At 42.3% G+C, this 17,954-nt stretch carries 15 protein-coding genes; 13 read left to right on the forward strand and 2 right to left on the reverse strand.

Annotation, left to right across the window (positions count from 1 at the left end; all coding sequences use genetic code 11):
• The first annotated feature begins 278 nt into the window (after positions 1 to 278).
• The 10 genes from rimP (at position 279) to tpiA (ending at position 10,111) form a co-directional block, all read left to right on the forward strand.
• Positions 279 to 764 carry a ribosome maturation factor RimP gene (gene rimP, locus ACFORF_RS03190; protein ID WP_380425435.1) on the forward strand — a complete coding sequence of 162 codons (486 nt, stop codon included), beginning with the start codon at positions 279 to 281 and terminating at the stop codon, positions 762 to 764.
• 74 nt (positions 765 to 838) lie between these two features.
• Positions 839 to 1,987 carry a transcription termination factor NusA gene (nusA, locus tag ACFORF_RS03195; protein ID WP_380425437.1) on the forward strand — a complete coding sequence of 383 codons (1,149 nt, stop codon included), beginning with the start codon at positions 839 to 841 and terminating at the stop codon, positions 1,985 to 1,987.
• A gap of 18 nt (positions 1,988 to 2,005) precedes the next feature.
• Positions 2,006 to 2,302 (forward strand): RNase P modulator RnpM, encoded by a 297-nt coding sequence (rnpM, locus tag ACFORF_RS03200; RefSeq protein WP_380425439.1) that lies wholly within the window; start codon positions 2,006 to 2,008, stop codon positions 2,300 to 2,302.
• The gene (locus tag ACFORF_RS03205) at positions 2,295 to 2,597 is read left to right on the forward strand and encodes a YlxQ-related RNA-binding protein (RefSeq protein WP_380425441.1); all 303 of its coding nucleotides are present in this window, start codon (positions 2,295 to 2,297) and stop codon (positions 2,595 to 2,597) included. Before rnpM ends, ACFORF_RS03205 begins: the two co-directional genes overlap by 8 nt.
• 17 nt (positions 2,598 to 2,614) lie before the next feature.
• Positions 2,615 to 5,485, forward strand: coding sequence for a translation initiation factor IF-2 (gene infB, locus ACFORF_RS03210; protein WP_380425443.1), 2,871 nt, complete (start codon positions 2,615 to 2,617; stop codon positions 5,483 to 5,485).
• 82 nt (positions 5,486 to 5,567) lie between these two features.
• Complete coding sequence (rbfA, locus tag ACFORF_RS03215) at positions 5,568 to 5,921, forward strand: 30S ribosome-binding factor RbfA (protein WP_380425445.1); 354 nt, start codon at positions 5,568 to 5,570, stop codon at positions 5,919 to 5,921.
• Positions 5,922 to 6,038: 117 nt separating this feature from the next.
• Positions 6,039 to 6,536: an RNA polymerase sigma factor gene (locus ACFORF_RS03220; protein ID WP_380425447.1), complete on the forward strand. Its 498-nt coding sequence runs from the start codon at positions 6,039 to 6,041 to the stop codon at positions 6,534 to 6,536.
• A complete protein-coding gene (locus ACFORF_RS03225) occupies positions 6,523 to 7,647 on the forward strand; it encodes an anti sigma factor C-terminal domain-containing protein (RefSeq protein WP_380425449.1) in 1,125 nt (374 codons plus the stop codon). The genes ACFORF_RS03220 and ACFORF_RS03225 overlap by 14 nt, the downstream gene beginning before the upstream one ends.
• A gap of 312 nt (positions 7,648 to 7,959) precedes the next feature.
• Positions 7,960 to 9,156, forward strand: coding sequence for an elongation factor Tu (tuf, locus tag ACFORF_RS03230; RefSeq protein ID WP_380425451.1), 1,197 nt, complete (start codon positions 7,960 to 7,962; stop codon positions 9,154 to 9,156).
• Positions 9,157 to 9,352: 196 nt separating this feature from the next.
• A complete protein-coding gene (tpiA, locus tag ACFORF_RS03235; RefSeq protein WP_380425453.1) occupies positions 9,353 to 10,111 on the forward strand; it encodes a triose-phosphate isomerase in 759 nt (252 codons plus the stop codon).
• A 192-nt stretch (positions 10,112 to 10,303) separates the two neighbouring features.
• Here tpiA and ACFORF_RS03240 read toward each other — a convergent pair whose 3' ends face one another.
• On the reverse strand, positions 10,304 to 11,056 hold the full coding sequence (locus tag ACFORF_RS03240) for a MurR/RpiR family transcriptional regulator (RefSeq protein WP_380425454.1): 753 nt from the start codon (positions 11,054 to 11,056) through the stop codon (positions 10,304 to 10,306).
• 394 nt (positions 11,057 to 11,450) lie between these two features.
• On the opposite strand from ACFORF_RS03240, the gene ACFORF_RS03245 reads away from it, so the two are divergent.
• The 3 genes from ACFORF_RS03245 to ACFORF_RS03255 all read left to right on the forward strand — a co-directional run bounded on the left by ACFORF_RS03245 (position 11,451) and on the right by ACFORF_RS03255 (position 16,569).
• Positions 11,451 to 13,394 (forward strand): beta-glucoside-specific PTS transporter subunit IIABC, encoded by a 1,944-nt coding sequence (locus ACFORF_RS03245; RefSeq protein ID WP_380425456.1) that lies wholly within the window; start codon positions 11,451 to 11,453, stop codon positions 13,392 to 13,394.
• A 207-nt stretch (positions 13,395 to 13,601) separates the two neighbouring features.
• Entirely contained in the window at positions 13,602 to 15,077 is a 1,476-nt protein-coding gene (locus ACFORF_RS03250; protein WP_380425458.1) for a glycoside hydrolase family 1 protein, read from the forward strand.
• Positions 15,078 to 15,081: 4 nt separating this feature from the next.
• Complete coding sequence (locus ACFORF_RS03255) at positions 15,082 to 16,569, forward strand: glycoside hydrolase family 1 protein (protein ID WP_380425460.1); 1,488 nt, start codon at positions 15,082 to 15,084, stop codon at positions 16,567 to 16,569.
• A gap of 149 nt (positions 16,570 to 16,718) precedes the next feature.
• Here the strand turns inward: ACFORF_RS03255 and ACFORF_RS03260 are convergent, their stop codons facing one another.
• Positions 16,719 to 17,954, reverse strand: a complete 1,236-nt coding sequence (locus ACFORF_RS03260) for an aminoacyltransferase (RefSeq protein WP_380425462.1) — start codon at positions 17,952 to 17,954, stop codon at positions 16,719 to 16,721.

A 17,954-nucleotide genomic window follows, 5' to 3' on the forward strand; every position in this document is an offset into this window, starting at 1 on the left:
GAGTTCCTTTTAATGTGTTTGTGGTGAACTACATTATATCTCTCTGGGATGTTTTTTCATACTCTCAACTGGCTAACTTCATTTTAGAACTTTCAAAAACGAGTTTATCACCATTTTAGTCAATGAACTGACTGTTTTTCTTGTCTTTTGTGAGAAAATGTGTTATAGTATTAAAAATAATAACGAAAGGAGGCGAGGTTTTACCCCGCCTCTTGTCTATGTTTGCTACTAGAATATCTTTACTGATGTTAGAGTAGCACGCATTGCTTGAAATAGAAATGGAGGTAAGTCCTATCGCAACGATTGTAGAACTAGTAACGGAAGTGGTTGCTCCGCTCATTACCGAGCCTTACGAATTAGTCGACGTCGAGTATGAAAAGATGGGTTCTGACTACGTGCTGTCGATTTTGGTAGATAAGCCAGGGGGGATTGCAGTCGATGATACCGCAGACTTAACGGATATTATCAGCCCAGCCCTTGACAATATTAAGCCGGATCCTTTTCCAGACCAATATATGTTGGAGGTTTCCAGCCCTGGTTTGGAACGCCCCTTGAAGACCAAAGAGAGTCTGGAAGCAGCAGTTGGTAAGTATATCAATGTCAGTCTCTATAAGAATTTGGAGAAGAGTAAAATCTTCCAGGGAGACCTTGTTAGCTTTGATGGTCAGGAATTAGTCATCAACTATCTGGATAAGACTCGCAAAAAAACAATCACCATTCCCTACGACCTTGTCGCTAAGGCTCGCTTGGCAGTTAAACTATAAGAAAGGACCGAATTGAGACCATGTTTCTTTTGTCGACTAAAGACAAAAATGAATAGATCTCAACACAGATTACCATGAGCAAAGAAATGCTAGAAGCCTTCCGTATTTTGGAAGAAGAAAAACACATCAACAAAGAGGACATCATCGAGACGGTTAAGGAGTCCCTCAAATCTGCCTACCGCCGGCGCTACGGTCAGTCTGAATCTGCTGTTGTGGAATTTAATGAAAAGACGGGTGACTTCCAAGTCTTCACTGTCCGTGAAGTCGTTGAGGAAGTTTTTGACAGCCGTTTGGAAATCAGCCTCAAGGATGCCCTTGCAATCTCATCTGCCTATGAACTAGGTGATAAGATTCGCTTTGAAGAAGCGCCTAAGGAATTCGGCCGTGTCGCTGCCCAATCTGCCAAGCAGACCATTATGGAAAAAATGCGCCGTCAAATGCGCGAAGTGACTTATAATGAGTACAAGGAGCATGAAGGCGAGATCATGACGGGAACGGTTGAACGTTTTGACGACCGCTTTATCTACGTTAACCTTGGTTCCTTGGAAGCTCAGCTATCTAAGCAAGACCAAATCCCAGGTGAGACCTTCAAATCACACGATCGTATTGAAGTTTATGTCTACAAGGTAGAAAACAACCCTCGCGGTGTGAACGTATTTGTAAGCCGTAGCCACCCAGAATTCATCAAACGCATTATGGAACAAGAAATTCCAGAAGTTTATGATGGAACGGTTGAAATCATGGCGGTTTCTCGTGAGGCTGGTGACCGAACTAAGGTTGCTGTCCGTTCGCATAATCCAAACGTTGACCCAATTGGTACAATTGTAGGTCGTCGCGGAGCAAATATCCAAAAAGTTATCAGCAAGTTCCACCCAATGCGCCTCGATGCCAAGACTGGCCTGGTTGTTCCTGTGGAAGAAAACATCGACGTTATCCAGTGGGTTGAGGATGAAGCAGAATTCATCTACAACGCTATCGCCCCAGCTGAAGCTGACCAAGTTATCTTTGACGAAAACGATGCCCGCAAGGCTCTCGTTGTCGTACCTGATAACAAGTTATCTCTGGCTATCGGTCGCCGTGGACAAAACGTTCGCTTGGCCGCTCACTTGACTGGCTTCCGCATCGATATCAAATCAGCGACTGAATTTGAAGCAATGGAAGCGGAACTCTACGGGACTGAAGAACCTGCTCTTGAAGAAGAAATGGCTAGCGAAGAAGCCTAAGAAAGTCAAGGTGTTTGGATGGCAAAGACAAGAAAAATACCGCTCAGAAAATCGGTCGTGTCAGGTGAAATCATCGATAAACGAGACCTGCTTCGGATTGTCAAGTCCAAGGAAGGTGAGATTTCCATCGACCCGACAGGCAAGAAAAACGGCCGTGGTGCCTATATCAAATTAGATAATACAGAAGCCGCTCTTGCCAAGAAAAAGCAAGTGTTCAACCGCAGTTTTTCCATGGAAGTTCCTGAAGAATTTTACGATGAATTGATTGCCTATGTTGATCACAAGGTCAAAAGAAGAGAGTTAGGCCTTGAATAAGACAGAAAAACTCTTGAATTTATTGGGACTGGCCCGACGGGCTGGTAAGATTATTTCTGGTGAGGAACTGGTGGTCAAGGCCATCCAGACCGGCCAAGCTAGACTGATTTTCCTGGCCTTAGATGCAGGTCCTAATCTATCCAAGAAGATTACCGATAAAAGTAACTACTATGAAATAGAAGTCTCCACAGTGTTTACGACACTGGAATTAAGCTCTGCTATTGGCCAAAGCCGCAAGGTGCTTGCCATTACAGATGCTGGATTTTCAAAGAAAATGAGGACTCTTATGGATTAAGAATAGGAGGACAAGATTTGTCTAAGAAACGTTTGAATGAAATTGCCAAAGAAATCGGCAAAACCAGTAAGGAGGTCGTCGCCAAGGCTCTGGAACTTGGCCTCGATGTCAAAACCCATGCTTCGAGCGTGGATGAAGCAGGTGCTAAACGCATCGCGGATGCTTTTGGAAATGGCGGAGCTGCTAAACCAGCTGCTCCAAAAGCAGAGAAAAAAGCTGAAGTTAAGCCAGCAACACCAGCTCCCAAGGCTACAGTAGCTGAAGCAAAAGCTGAGGTCAAATCAGCTCCAACAAGTGAAACTAAATCAGCTGCTGAACAAAAGCCAGCAGAAGCTAAACCTGCTGAAACAGCAGCAACAACCGAAAGCAAGCCAGCGGTACGTCGTCCGAAAAGCCGTAACTTTAAGGCCGAGCGGGAGGCACGTGCTAAAGAACAGGCTGAGCGTCGTGCTAACGGACTAGGACGCGACAACGGCAACCGTCGCCAAGATGATCGTCGTCGTGATAATCGTGATAACCGTCCTGCACAAGGCAATAAACCACGTCAAGAGCAAGGTGGCCGCCAACAGGATCGTCGCCGTGATAATCGTCAAGGAGGCTTTAACGGAGGGAATAACCGACCAACCCAAAGCCAACAAGGTCGTTCTGCTGCGCCGAAAATTGACTTCAAGGCCCGCGCCGCCGCTCTGAAGGCAGAGCAAAATGCGGAATACTCTCGTAATAGCGAAGAGCGTTTCCGTCAGGAGCAAGAGGCAAAGGAACGCCGAGCTCAAGCACAACAAGCTGCACGTCAAGCTAACCTTAAGGCTCAAGAAGAAGAACTTAAAGCCCAGGTAGCAGCTCAAGCAGCTGTAGAGAGTGTGACAGCAGTCGAAACAACTACGCCGGCACCAACGGCTCAAGACACCCGCCGTAAAAAGCAAGCCCGTCCAGAGAAATCACGTGAATTTACGCGTGAAAATGAAAATGAAGATGGACCAAAAACAAAAAACAAGAAAAACTGGAACAAGCAAAACCAAGTGAGAAATCAGAAAAACAGTAACTGGAATAGTAAGAAAAATAAAAAAGGCAAGAATAATCGTAACGATGCTCCAAAACCAGTAACCGAGCGTAAATTCCACGAATTGCCAAAAGAATTTGAATATACTGAAGGCATGACCGTTGCAGAAATCGCAAAACGTATTAAGCGCGAGCCTGCAGAAATCGTTAAAAAACTCTTCATGATGGGTGTGATGGCCACGCAAAACCAATCACTGGATGGCGATACTATCGAACTCCTCATGGTAGATTATGGTATTGAAGCTAAGGCTAAGGTAGAAGTGGATAATGCTGATATCGAGCGCTTCTTTGTCGAAGAAGGCTACCTCAATCCAGAAAATATGGTTGAGCGAGCGCCAGTTGTTACCATCATGGGACACGTTGACCACGGTAAGACAACCTTGCTTGATACCCTACGTAATTCACGTGTCGCCACAGGTGAAGCTGGAGGAATTACTCAGCATATCGGGGCCTACCAAATTGAAGAAAATGGCAAGAAAATCACCTTCTTGGATACACCAGGTCACGCAGCCTTTACGTCTATGCGGGCTCGTGGTGCTTCTGTAACGGATATCACCATCCTGATTGTAGCGGCGGATGACGGTGTTATGCCACAGACTATCGAAGCCATCAACCACTCTAAGGCTGCTGATGTACCAATCATCGTTGCTATCAACAAGATTGATAAACCAGGTGCCAACCCTGAACGGGTTATCGGAGAATTGGCAGAGCACGGTGTTATTTCAACTGCCTGGGGCGGTGACTCTGAGTTTGTTGAAATTTCTGCCAAGTTTGGTCAAAACATCGAAGAACTTCTTGAAACTGTTCTTCTCGTTGCTGAAATTCAAGAGCTCAAGGCAGACCCAACCGTTCGTGCCATTGGTACCGTTATCGAGGCTCGTTTGGATAAAGGAAAAGGTGCGGTCGCAACCCTCTTGGTTCAACAAGGAACCTTGAATGTCCAAGACCCAATCGTTGTTGGGAATACCTTTGGACGGGTTCGTGCCATGACTAACGACCTTGGTCGTCGTGTTAAAACCGCTGAGCCATCTACACCAGTATCTATCACAGGTCTGAACGAAGCACCTATGGCCGGAGATCACTTTGCGGTTTATGAGGATGAAAAAGCAGCCCGTGCAGCTGGTGAAGAACGTGCTAAGCGTGCCCTCCTCAAACAACGTCAGGCAACCCAACGTGTCAGCCTTGAAAACCTCTTTGATACCCTTAAAGCTGGTGAAGTTAAGACTGTTAATGTCATCATCAAGGCCGATGTGCAAGGTTCGGTTGAAGCCTTGGCATCATCCCTTCTCAAAATTGATGTTGAAGGTGTTCGTGTCAACGTGGTTCACTCTGCCGTCGGTGCGATCAACGAATCTGATATTACCCTGGCTGAAGCATCAAATGCCGTTGTGATTGGATTTAACGTCCGTCCGACACCGATTGCGCGTCAACAGGCAGAGACTGATGATGTTGAAATCCGTCTCCACTCTATCATCTACAAGGTTATCGAAGAAATCGAAGATGCCATGAAAGGGATGCTGGATCCTGAGTTCCAAGAAAAAATCATCGGTGAAGCGATTGTCCGTGAAACCTTCAAGGTATCTAAGGTCGGAACTATCGGTGGATTTATGGTTATCAACGGTAAGGTTACCCGTGACTCTAGCGTCCGCGTTATCCGTGACGGCGTCGTGATTTTTGATGGTAAATTGGCCAGCTTGAAACACTATAAGGACGACGTTAAAGAAGTCGGTAACGCCCAAGAGGGTGGTCTCATGATTGAGAACTTCAACGATCTCAAGGTTGATGATATCCTTGAAGCCTACATCATGGAAGAGATTGTCCGTAAGTAAGTTTTAGGACGATAACCATAGCAGAGCTGAAACTAAAAGTTTACTCTGTCATGTCCTCCAATTACTTTAGAAAGGAACTACTATGGGAAATTCATTTCGTGTGGACCGGGTCGGGATGGAAATCAAGCGTGAAGTCAATGAGATTTTGCGACTGAAAGTCCGTGACCCTCGAGTTCAAGATGTCACCATTACTGATGTTCAAATGCTGGGCGATTTGTCTACAGCAAAGGTCTTCTACACTATCCATTCTACCCTAGCCTCTGACAATCAAAAGGCACAGATTGGACTGGAAAAGGCCAAGGGAACCATCAAGCGTGAACTTGGTAAGAACTTGACCATGTATAAGATTCCTGACCTGGAATTCATCAAAGATGAATCCTTGGAATACGGGAACAAAATCGACCAAATGCTCCGCAATTTGGAGAAAAAAGATTAAAGAAAAAATCTGTCCCCTGTGGCAGATTTTTTTCTTTTTTGTAACCCAAACCATCAGTTATTCGTTATACTATTGAATAAGGGAAGATGCATCAACTTGTTGAAGGGAGGTGAGAAAGTGAAGTTGGATGACTACGAACTACTTTTAATTGGCTATGCTAGAGAGATTACAGCCTATCTGATTAAGGGTGGGGCCAATCCTGCCCATGCCCAGGAAATTAGTCAGGACGTTCTCCTCCAGATGCTGGAAGCAGACCTGTTGGTCCCACCTGAAAAGATGCGGGCCTGGATGTATCGAACTGCCATCAGACGCTACATTGATAATTATCGCAGGGACAAACGCTACTACGATATCCTCCAAAAACACTTTTTCACCCCAGAGACCCTGGTCACCTATGACCAGGATGATTATGGCTTTCTCTACGATGCCATAGCAGAGCTGGCTGAGGACGATCAGCTCCTGCTGGATTTGTACTATTTCCAAGGCTTTTTAGCCAAAGAAATTCAAGAAATCACAGGATTTAGCTATTCTCATGTCAAAATCAAGCTCATGCGAGCCAGACAGCGGCTCAAGACCATACTAACGAAAGCAGGTTATCATCATGACATTCTATAAAAAATTCCCAAAATCATCAGGCACCAAGACAACAAGCACCTCAGATCCCCTCATGCAGATTGCCAAGAAACAAAAACGTAAGAACCGTTGGCGGACAGTCCTCATCAGTAGCCTAGCCAGCCTCACCCTCCTTGTAGCAGGGACTAAGGTCCTAACAGAAATTACCAGTAGTCATGGTCGACAGGTCCAAGATTACTACCAGACCTTATCTGAAATTGCCTATCCTAACGTAGATTACAGGTCTTCCTACTTTGAACCCAGCTCCAATTTTTCAGGTCAGTTTGTATCGGATAGGACTAAGGATATTGATGGAATTCAGGTTTTTTATGAACGCTATATCAGAAACTATAGTCTTACAGGGGCTGTTTACGGTAATGGCATGTCTACAACAACAGACCAGGAAGGGATGACTTACACGCGGCTTTCCAATCTCAAGGTTCCAATATTCTACAATGTCAAACATACCTATGATGAGACCAGTGAAAATCCTTACGATAAGACTGCCCAGGAGCTCAGCTATGTTAAGGAGATGACCGATCAGGCAGTAGAAGTTGCCCTAACCTTTGATAAGGCCTATACCATAGCAGAAATAGCAGAGCTGGTACCAGACAACCTCAAGGTGGAGTGGTACTGGATAGGAACCGAAAGTACTTTTGACACCAGCCAACTTGGTCCAAGCAACCAATTAGGCCTTGAAATCTATGACCAAGCAGAACTCTCAGCCCAACAAATTGATCAGCTTGAACAAATCGATTCTGCGGAAGAATATAGTCAAGCTTATGAAAAATTAGTCCAAGAAAATGGGGAATTGACAGACGAAAAAATTATCAACAATAACTTTACCTACTTCAAGAAATATGCTCAAAAGGCCTTGGATAAGGGCTGGCTTGAACTTATTAGCATAGGCTCAGAAGACGGAACTTGGACGGCTGATCAAGATCTTAAAGTCTTTCTAGATAAGTACAAAACCGGTACTGAGGCTAAATTTGCAGGAATTATCGTCACAGGTCGGGCAGAAAACTTTGCCCAACTGGAAGACAAGGACTGGATTTTTGCTTCCTCTATCGGTCAATCCGTCCAAATCCAACCCTACCACAAACTAGACAAATAAAAACAGGATTAGGGGCGACCAAGTGTTGCCTCTTTTGTACTCTTTCAAAATCAAAGTTATAGATTGTTAGGATTCCTTACTTAACTACATTTATACCTGCGTCAACCTGCCTTGTCTCTTTTGATTTTGAGTGAGTATTAGAGTGGGTCGGGCCTTATTGACGAAGATATGCGAACTTCCCCTAGAATTGTAAAGGGATTTCATCAAAATACTTGCAATTCTCTCGTTTTTTGTTAAAATAGATAGGTAAAGTTAGACTGTATTGCCTACTGTCTATCTATAAAATATATTTTATTGGAGGCTTTTACCAAAATGGCAAAAGAAAAATACGATCGTAGCAAACCCCACGTTAACGTTGGTACCATTGGACACGTTGACCACGGTAAAACTACTTTGACTGCAGCTATCACAACTGTATTGGCACGTCGCTTGCCTTCATCAGTTAACCAACCAAAAGACTATGCGTCTATCGATGCTGCTCCAGAAGAACGCGAACGCGGTATCACAATCAACACTGCGCACGTTGAGTACGAAACTGAAAAACGTCACTATGCGCACATCGACGCGCCAGGACACGCGGACTACGTTAAAAACATGATCACTGGTGCTGCCCAAATGGACGGTGCGATCCTCGTAGTAGCTTCAACTGACGGACCAATGCCACAAACTCGTGAGCACATCCTTCTTTCTCGTCAGGTAGGTGTTAAACGCCTTATCGTCTTCATGAACAAGATCGACCTTGTTGACGACGAAGAATTGCTTGAACTCGTTGAAATGGAAATCCGTGACCTCTTGTCAGAATACGATTTCCCAGGTGACGATCTTCCAGTTATCCAAGGTTCAGCTCTTAAAGCCCTTGAAGGTGACTCTAAATACGAAGATATCATCATGGAATTGATGAACACAGTTGACGAGTACATCGAAGAGCCAGTTCGTGACACTGACAAGCCATTGTTGCTTCCAGTCGAAGACGTATTCTCAATCACTGGACGTGGTACTGTAGCTTCTGGACGTATCGACCGTGGTACTGTTCGTGTCAACGACGAAATCGAAATCGTTGGTATCAAAGAAGAAACTACTAAAGCAGTTGTTACTGGTGTTGAAATGTTCCGTAAACAGCTTGACGAAGGTCTTGCAGGGGACAACGTTGGTGTGCTTCTCCGTGGTGTACAACGTGACGAAATCGAACGTGGACAAGTTATCGCTAAACCAGGTTCAATCAACCCACACACTAAATTCAAAGGTGAAGTCTACATCCTTTCTAAAGAAGAAGGTGGACGTCACACTCCATTCTTCGACAACTATCGTCCACAGTTCTACTTCCGTACAACTGACGTAACTGGTTCAATCAAATTGCCAGCAGGTACTGAAATGGTAATGCCTGGTGATAACGTAACTATCGACGTTGAATTGATCCACCCAATCGCCGTTGAACAAGGTACTACTTTCTCTATCCGTGAAGGTGGACGTACTGTTGGTTCAGGTATCGTTACTGAAATCGAAGCTTAAGAACATTAAGTTCCCAATTTAACAATTATAGAGTCAGACAACTCTTAAACCTCATCTTTGGATGGGGTTTTTAAGTTATTTTTTGAAAATTCCATAGAATGACTTTGAAAGCCTCTGAAAGTATGATAAAATAGAGAAGTATTAGGTGTCTGGCCTTGGTCCAGAACTCTAAAATAATCAAAAAGAGGTATGTGAAATGTCACGTAAACCATTTATCGCTGGTAACTGGAAAATGAATAAAACTCCAGAAGAAGCTAAAGCTTTCATCGAAGCTGTTGCCTCAAAATTGCCATCGTCTGACCTTGTTGAAGCTGGTATCGCAGCACCTGCCCTTACCCTTGCAACTGCTATTGAAGCTGCTAAAGGATCTGACCTTAAAATCGCTGCACAAAACAGCTACTTTGAAAATGCTGGTGCCTTCACTGGTGAAAACTCTCCACAAGTTATCGCTCAAATGGGTGCTGACTATATCGTGATCGGTCACTCAGAGCGTCGTGACTACTTCCATGAAACTGATGAAGACATCAACAAGAAAGCAAAAGCTATCTTTGCTAACGGCCTTGTTCCAATCATCTGCTGTGGTGAATCTTTGGAAACTTACGAAGCTGGCAAAGCTGTTGAATTCGTAGGTGCTCAAGTATCTGCTGCCTTGGCTGGTTTGACAGACGAGCAAGTATCATCACTCGTTATCGCATATGAACCAATCTGGGCAATCGGTACTGGTAAATCTGCGACTCAAGACGATGCACAAAACATGTGTAAAGCCGTTCGTGATGTCGTAGCAGCTGACTTTGGTCAAGCAGTAGCAGATAAGGTTCGCGTTCAATACGGTGGTTCTGTAAAACCTGAAAACGTTGCAGAATACATGGCGTGTCCAGACGTTGACGGTGCTCTTGTAGGTGGAGCTTCTCTTGAAGCAGAAAGCTTCCTTGCCCTTCTTGATTTTGTCAAATAAGCCTATTTAAACACAAAACCACTGCCGAGACCGGCAGTGTCAGATTGAGGACAAACTTCCCTGCTAGGAGGTTTGTCTTTTATTTTCCTCTTTTATGATAAAACCCCGCGTTGCACTTCATTTTACAACGCGGGGAAAGTTTAAATTTTGAAATTTTACCCATCCTATTTTCTTATAATCATTAGTTACCGCTCAATGTGAAGAATGATGCAGCTTGTTGAGTAGAATTTCTACAAATAACATAGGAATAGACTGTAGGTCCACAATAGAACTCGCATTGAGAGATTTTCCGGGTAATACAATCGTGTGTTTGAATAATTTTGAAAGGGGAGATTTTGCATTCAAGGTAATCAAGAAGGAGTTTGCTGGCATATGATGTTCAACTTCTTTCAAGGCTTGATTAAAGTTTTCTTTTGTTCCAGAGAGAGAAAAATAGACAAGGGTTGTATCTTCTTGAATCAGTTTATTAATATGTGCGGAATGATTGATATCTTCCGTACAGATGGAAGGTATGCTCAAATCTTCTAAACCAAACTGTAGGGCCTTGGCAGGCAGAGAGGAGAAAAAGATACCGACAAGAATATTTAAATTTGGATTTATTAAGGCTTCAATGAGGGAATCCAATTCCCTTTTGTTGATTGAACTAAGGGATTGAACCATATCCTGATATTCCAGTAGAAAGCTAGAGTAGGATTGTGAAGAATTTTGAGGGTGCTGTTGTTTTAATTCGCTTAATAAGGTAAACCGAAAATCCTTGTAACCATCATAGCCCATTGATTGACAGAATCGAAGAACAGCCGAGGTTGAAGTGTGAGCTAATTTAGCAATTCTTGTAATGGTGTAGGTTTCCACAGTGTCCGGCCTTGAGAGCAAATAGTTGGCGACTTTTTGTTCAGCAGGGGAGAGTGATCCTATTTTAGTTTGAATAGCTTGTAATAAGGTCATAATCACTTTTCCTTTCAAAGAATACAATTTTTTAATAAAAAAGAGGATTTAAGGTTGTAAAATCAGCTTTCATCATAGTCCCTAGACTCCAAGTTTGCTTTAAAAATTTAAAGAGAATTTGGAAGTTTGTTGTTACAAATTATTAAAAAATTAAGTACTATTTTCTTTCTTCATTCTTTTAAGAGTGTAGCAACTTGTCTTAATTATGTTCAGTCTATAAGCTTTTTCGCTAATAATATATTGTTTTGAAAAAAATGTCAAATAAAAATGATAAAGTTATCAAAAAGCATTGACAACGCTTACATAAAAGGGTATGATTACATTGTAAAAATTATCAAATCTCTTTGAAAAAATTACCGATTTTTAAAAAAGGGAGTTAAGAAAGGAGCCTAGTATGGCTAAAAATTATGATGATTTGGCTAAGGATATCGTTGCTCATGTGGGTGGTGAAGAGAATGTTGCCAATCTCGTACACTGTATTACAAGATTGCGTTTTACCTTGCGTGATGAGTCTAAGGCAGATACGGATTATTTGATGAACCATGATGGTGTTGTTACAGTAGTTAAAGCTGGTGGACAATATCAAGTGGTTATTGGAAATCATGTTTCTGATGTTTATGCAGCTGTTTTAAAGACTAGCAATATCAAGGGTAGCGGTAGTATTGATGTAGACGAAGGTGATGAAGATTTACCAAAGGGTAGTCTACTAGACCGCTTTATCGCCCTTATGTCAGGACTTTTCCAACCTATCTTAGGTGTTTTGTCTGGGGCTGGTATCTTGAAAGGGCTCGCTGCTCTTTTGGTTGCCATGGGTGTTGAGAAGACAACAGGTATTTACTTGATTATCCAGGCTGCAGGTGATGGATTTTTCCAATTCTTACCGATGGCTTTGGCCTTTACAGCGGCACGGAAATTTAAATCTAGTGAATTTATTGCTTTGGCTGTTGCTGGAGCAATGCTCTATCCGAGTCTTGTGAATCCAGCCGATGTTGAACCTTTGATGACCTTGTTTAAAGGAACCATTTTTGAGTCAAATGTATTCATGACCTTTTTAGGAGTCCCGGTTATCTTACAGTCTTACTATTCAACCGTAGTTCCCATTATTGTTGCAGTTTGGTTTGCTAGTAAGGTTGAAAAATTCTTTAAAAATATCATTCCAGATGTGGTCAAACTGGCCTTAGTTCCTGCCTTTACCTTGTTGATTTCTGTACCGATTTCTATTCTCTTGATTGGTCCAATCTCATCATGGGCTGCTGATACTGTTGGTGGTGTTATTGCAACAGTCATTGGTTATAATTCAGTTATCGCCTATGCTCTTGTCGGAGGTTTTTGGCAAGTATTGGTTATGTTTGGTTTACACTGGGGCTTGATTCCAATTGCCTACCAAAACTATCAATCGATTGGATTTGACACTGTATTACCAGGGTCATTTGGAGCTTCTTTTGCTCAGATTGGTGTCCTTCTAGCTGTTATCCTTAAAACTAAAGAAGCTAAAGTTAAACAAATTGGTTGGCCTGCCTTTGCAACTGGTATCTTTGGTATTACTGAACCAGCAATTTATGGGGTTACCTTACCAATGAAGATTCCTTTTATCATCAGCTGTGTGGCAGCCATGATTGCAGGTGGTTTGGCAGGTCTGTTGAAGTTGGTTTCCTATACATCTGGTGGACTGGGGATTTTCAAATATCCAACTTTTCTTGATCCAGCGGGTGTTAATACCATGAATATGTGGCATGGTGTTATCGTTAGTGTGTTTGCCTTCATCTTAGGTTTTGTTTTGATGATGTTTGTTAAAGTTCCAACCCTTTATGGAAATAAAGAGCAAGCAGTTGTACAAGAAACAAAAGAAGATGATCATGTTGTTGAGCCAACGGTAATTAGTAATCAGATTCTGCAAAGTCCCCTTAAAGGACAAGTTGTTGCTTTGACTGATGTTCCAGACCCTGTTTTTGCTACAGGAGCTATGGGACAAGGGGTTGCAATTGCACCTACAGAAGGTAAAGTAGTTTCACCAATTTCTGGTCGTGTAAAATTACTATTTCCTACCAAACATGCTATTGGTTTAGAAACAGATGCTGGTGCGGAAGTTCTGATTCATATCGGTATGGATACTGTTAATTTAGAAGGTAAACATTTCACTGCTCATGTTAGTGAGGGAGATCAAGTTACAGTTGGACAAAGGCTTATTAGCTTTGATTTTGAAGCCATAAGCAGAGAAGGCTATTCTGTAGTTACCCCAATTATTGTGACAAATTCAAAAGATTTTGTATCCATTGAAAACTTAGCGAGTGGAGATATTGATCAGGGCGATGATTTGTTGGCTCTCGTTGTTAATTAGTTGAAAGACACAGATTCTGATTTTAACTGATTTTGAATGGTTAAAGTGATTACAACCATATCTATAAAGCGTGAGCAAGGTCAATTTCTGATAGAATCTGACGATGCTTACGCTTTTTATACTCATCTATAATTGAAAGAGCTGATGAAATAAGTAAAGTTATCAATAGCTATGATAACAAAGAAATGGTATTCGGAGGGTAAGGGAATGCAAGGATATTTTCAAGAGGGCTTTTTGTGGGGAGGTGCAACCGCCGCAAATCAAGTGGAGGGGGCTTGGAATGTAGATGGAAAAGGAATGTCGGTGGCTGACGTTGCAAGATTTCGTCCAGGTGTTGACAAAGCAGACTATAAGTCTCAATGGCATGTTTCATTAAATGATATTGTGGAAGCCAAGAATTCCCAAGACGAAGTTTATTTTGCTAAGCGTCATGGGATTGATTTTTACCATCGTTATCCAGGAGACCTAGCTTTATTTGGAGAACTGGGTTTCAAGGTGATGCGTGTATCCATTGCCTGGACACGACTTTTTCCGAAGGGAGATGAGCAAGAGCCAAATCCTTTGGGGATAGAATTTTACCATAAGCTTTTTGATGAGATGTTAAAAAATGGGATTGAGCCCTTGGTGACCCTATCTCACTATGAAATGCCCTTGCACCTTGTTGAGGAGTATGGTGGATGGGTTTCCAAGCAGGTTATTCAATTTTTCACACGATTTAGTCAGGTGTGTTTTGATGAATACGGGGATAAGGTTAAATATTGGTTAACCTTTAATGAAATTGACAGTGTTTTTCGCCATCCTTTCACGACAGTTGGAGTTTTGGAAGAAAAATATGAGACCAAGGAAAAGGCCGAGGAAGCTATCTACCAAGCTGTACACAATCAGTTTGTTGCCAGTAGTCTAGCAACAAGGCAATTGAAAGCTAAAAATCCTGATGCCCTTATGGGAGCCATGCTCACTAAAACGACAACCTATCCAGAGACCTGCCATCCCTTGGATGTTGCCTTAGCTCAGAAAACCAATCGTCAGAATTACTTTTACTCCGATGTTCAAGTTAGAGGGCGCTATCCACAATATATTCTCAATTATCTTCAAGAAAAGAATTTTCAGGTTGAGATGACAGAAGAGGAATTGGAACTTATTCGAACTTATAAGGTAGACTTCTTGTCTTTTAGTTATTATATGACGATGGTTGATTCTATTCATGCAGGAGAGCGCGAGATTGTTGGTGGAAATTTAGTGCAAGGGGTTAAGAATCCTTATCTTGAGGCTAGTGATTTTGGTTGGCAAATTGACCCTGTCGGTTTGAAAACATCAATGATTGATCTTTATGACCGTTATCAAATTCCCCTGTTTATCGTTGAGAATGGAATTGGTAATTATGATACCTTGACGGATGATGGTAAGGTACATGATCCTTATCGGATTGATTATTTTAAACAGCATTTACAGCAGGTTGGTCTTGCTATTGCAGAGGGAGTTGAATGTTTAGGTTACACTTCTTGGGGTTGTATCGACTTAGTTTCTGCTTCGACGAGCCAGATGTCTAAGCGATATGGTTTTGTCTATGTTGATTTAGATGACTATAACGAGGGTAGCCTTAAGCGTTTTAAAAAGGATTCATTTAATTGGTATCAACGAGTGATTGCAACAAATGGTCAAAGTTTATATGAGGAGGACTAAGGCGATGACTTTTCCGACAGAATTTTTATGGGGTGGCGCAGTTGCCGCTAATCAGCTTGAGGGAGCCTGGGATAAGGACGGTAAAGGTCCCAATTTAACAGATGTAATGGTTGGCATTGCTACGGATGCTAGAACACCTGGGATAAGATGGAATGAGGACAAGGAAAAGTATGAAATTCAGTTGAATCCCGATAAGGTCTACCTAAGTCATGAAGGAATTGATTTCTACCATCGTTACAAAGAGGACTTGGCTCTGTTGGCAGGTATGGGCTTTAAAGCCTTTCGGACTTCTATTTCTTGGGCTAGAATTTTTCCAAATGGTGATGAAGAAGAACCCAATGAAGCTGGTCTGGCATTTTATGACGATTTGTTTGATGAAATGATCCGTTTAGGAATGACACCGGTTGTAACCCTGAGTCACTATGAGACACCGCTGGGGTTAGTGACCGACTATGGTGGATGGACCAATCGCAAACTCATCACTTTCTTCGAGCGTTATGTAAGGACGGTTTTAACCAGATACAAGGATAAGGTCCCATATTGGATGACCTTTAATGAAATCAATGCCATCATGCGTATGCCCTTTGCTGCTGGTGCAGTAGTTGCTCAATATCCGAAGCAAGCTGACAGACCAGTCGATGATCTAACGCAAAGAGATATCTATCAAGCCAGCCATCATATGTTTGTAGCTCATAGTCTAGCAGTAAAAGCCTGTCGAGAAATCTGTCCGCAGAATAAGATGGGAGGCATGTATACTTTTTCTTCTATCGCAACCTATCCATATAATTGCGATCCGGACAATATTTTCGGGGCCTTGGAGTATCAAAGACAGTCTCTCTTTTTCTCAGATGTTATGACACGTGGATCCTATCCTAGCTATATTTACAGGATTTGGGAGGAAAACGATTGTCGGCCGGTAATGGAGGAAGGTGACGAGCAGTTGATGGCTGACTATACCTCAGACTACCTAGCCTTTAGTTACTATCGCTCTGCTGTTTATGAAAAAAATGCCCATATGCGAGCTGATACAGGGGGGGCACAGGGGATTGATAACCCTTACTTGAAGGGGAAATCTCCAAAACCTTGGGAATGGCCTATTGATCCTAAAGGGCTCCGCTATGTCTGCAATGTGCTTTATGACCGTTATCAAAAGCCCCTTTTTATCGTTGAAAACGGGATTGGTTTGGATGAGGCCCCTAATGCGAATGGTCGTTTGGAAGACATGGAACGTTGTGTTTACTTAAGAGACCATCTTTTATCTCTGGAAGAAGCCATTAAAGATGGGGTAGATATCCTAGGTTATCTTTGGTGGGGCCCAATTGATGTTGTATCAGCTGGTACTGGTGAAATGAAAAAACGTTATGGTTTTATTTATGTTGATCGGCATAATGATGGTAGTGGTAGTTTGTCACGTTCTCTCAAGAATTCCTACGATTACTATAAACAAATTATTGAAAGTAATGGCAGTGATTTATCTCTACCTAAAGAGTGAAGTTACGAACCTTACTAGAATAATTTTCAACACGGTAACTCTATACAGATATAACAACTAGATGTTGACTGACTTTGTCAAATAAGCCTATTTAAACACAAACCCACTGCCGAGACCGGCAGTGGGTTTTGGTGTGATGATTAAAGCTCTTAGGAACGTCCTAAGAGTTTTTTTATACCAGTAATAAGTTTGAATTTTAGTGGGCTTGGATAGTAGGTAAAGGTTCCCATTTTCCGTACGATGTAGCCATTAAAGTTTTGTTTGAAACGAAGAACTCCATCAGAACCATCAAAGATTCCCTGGATTCCGAGGAAGTTATAAAAAGTAATTCCTCGTTTGATTGCTTCTGTCATGACATGTTCTTGTAGGGCTACAGGTGCATAGAATTTGTTAAATTCAGTATAGGAACCTGAGAAGAGATAGACTGCTTCATGTGGTGTATAGATAAAGAGGCTGCCGGCAAGGATAATATTTTCTTCTCCGTAATGTTGTATGAATTCATCAGCTTCTGAGATACGAACTGTAAAGGTATTGAATTGACTAGTGTACTCACGTAATTGGTTCTGCCTTTTCTGAGAACTAGGCATTTTGTCTAAGTCAGCTTGGATAGCCAAAATATGTTCCTTTATTTTAGCCTGTTGGAAAGATAAATTATTCTTATAGTCCGAGAAATTGATCTCAGCCACCATAAACTCGCAGGCATCCCCGAAAGCATCGTAGAAATCTTGGTAATAATCCAGTGATTTGTCACTGTATTCCCGGCGTTCAGAGGTGGAAGAGGTAATATCTTTGAATATTTGGAGCTCATCACGCTGGAGTTTACGAAGTTTGATACCGAAGGTTCTAGTTTTATTGACCAGAGGGCGCCCTTTTTTGCTGTAGGATTTAAAGAGCCCGGCTTCATCTAATCCGCTCAAGTCTTTGACATAGTGCCAGTCTGGTTCACCACCAGGATAGCCAGTTTGTAAACCATTGTGTTCAAAACCAAGGTCAATTAGGGTTGTGAGGAATTCTTTTCTCTCTTCAGTGATTGGCTTACCATCTGTGTCAAAAGTTTGATAGGTATCAGCGGGTTTTACCACTAAACGTAGAGCCCCCTGTGCTTTGGCATAGGCTTGGAGTTCCTTATAGAAGGTGGAAAGATATTTGCTATCTAGGCTATTAGGGCCGCTGTTGATTTCCATATGGAGACCACCTGTCATAGGTTTACTGTAGAGAATAGCAGAGACGAGGACCTTGTCTCCTTCGATTAAACCGACATAGGTGACCTTGAAACCGCGCTTGTTTAAGAGCTCTGCCATTTCTACAGTCTGGAGGAAGGAAACCTCAGAGAACGTTGTGAGGCTAGCGCTGTAGCCTTCCTTAGATAAAGTAGTAAATTGCAT

The sequence above is a fragment of the Streptococcus caprae genome, assembly GCF_042649745.1.
Taxonomy (GTDB): Bacteria; Bacillota; Bacilli; order Lactobacillales; family Streptococcaceae; genus Streptococcus; species Streptococcus caprae.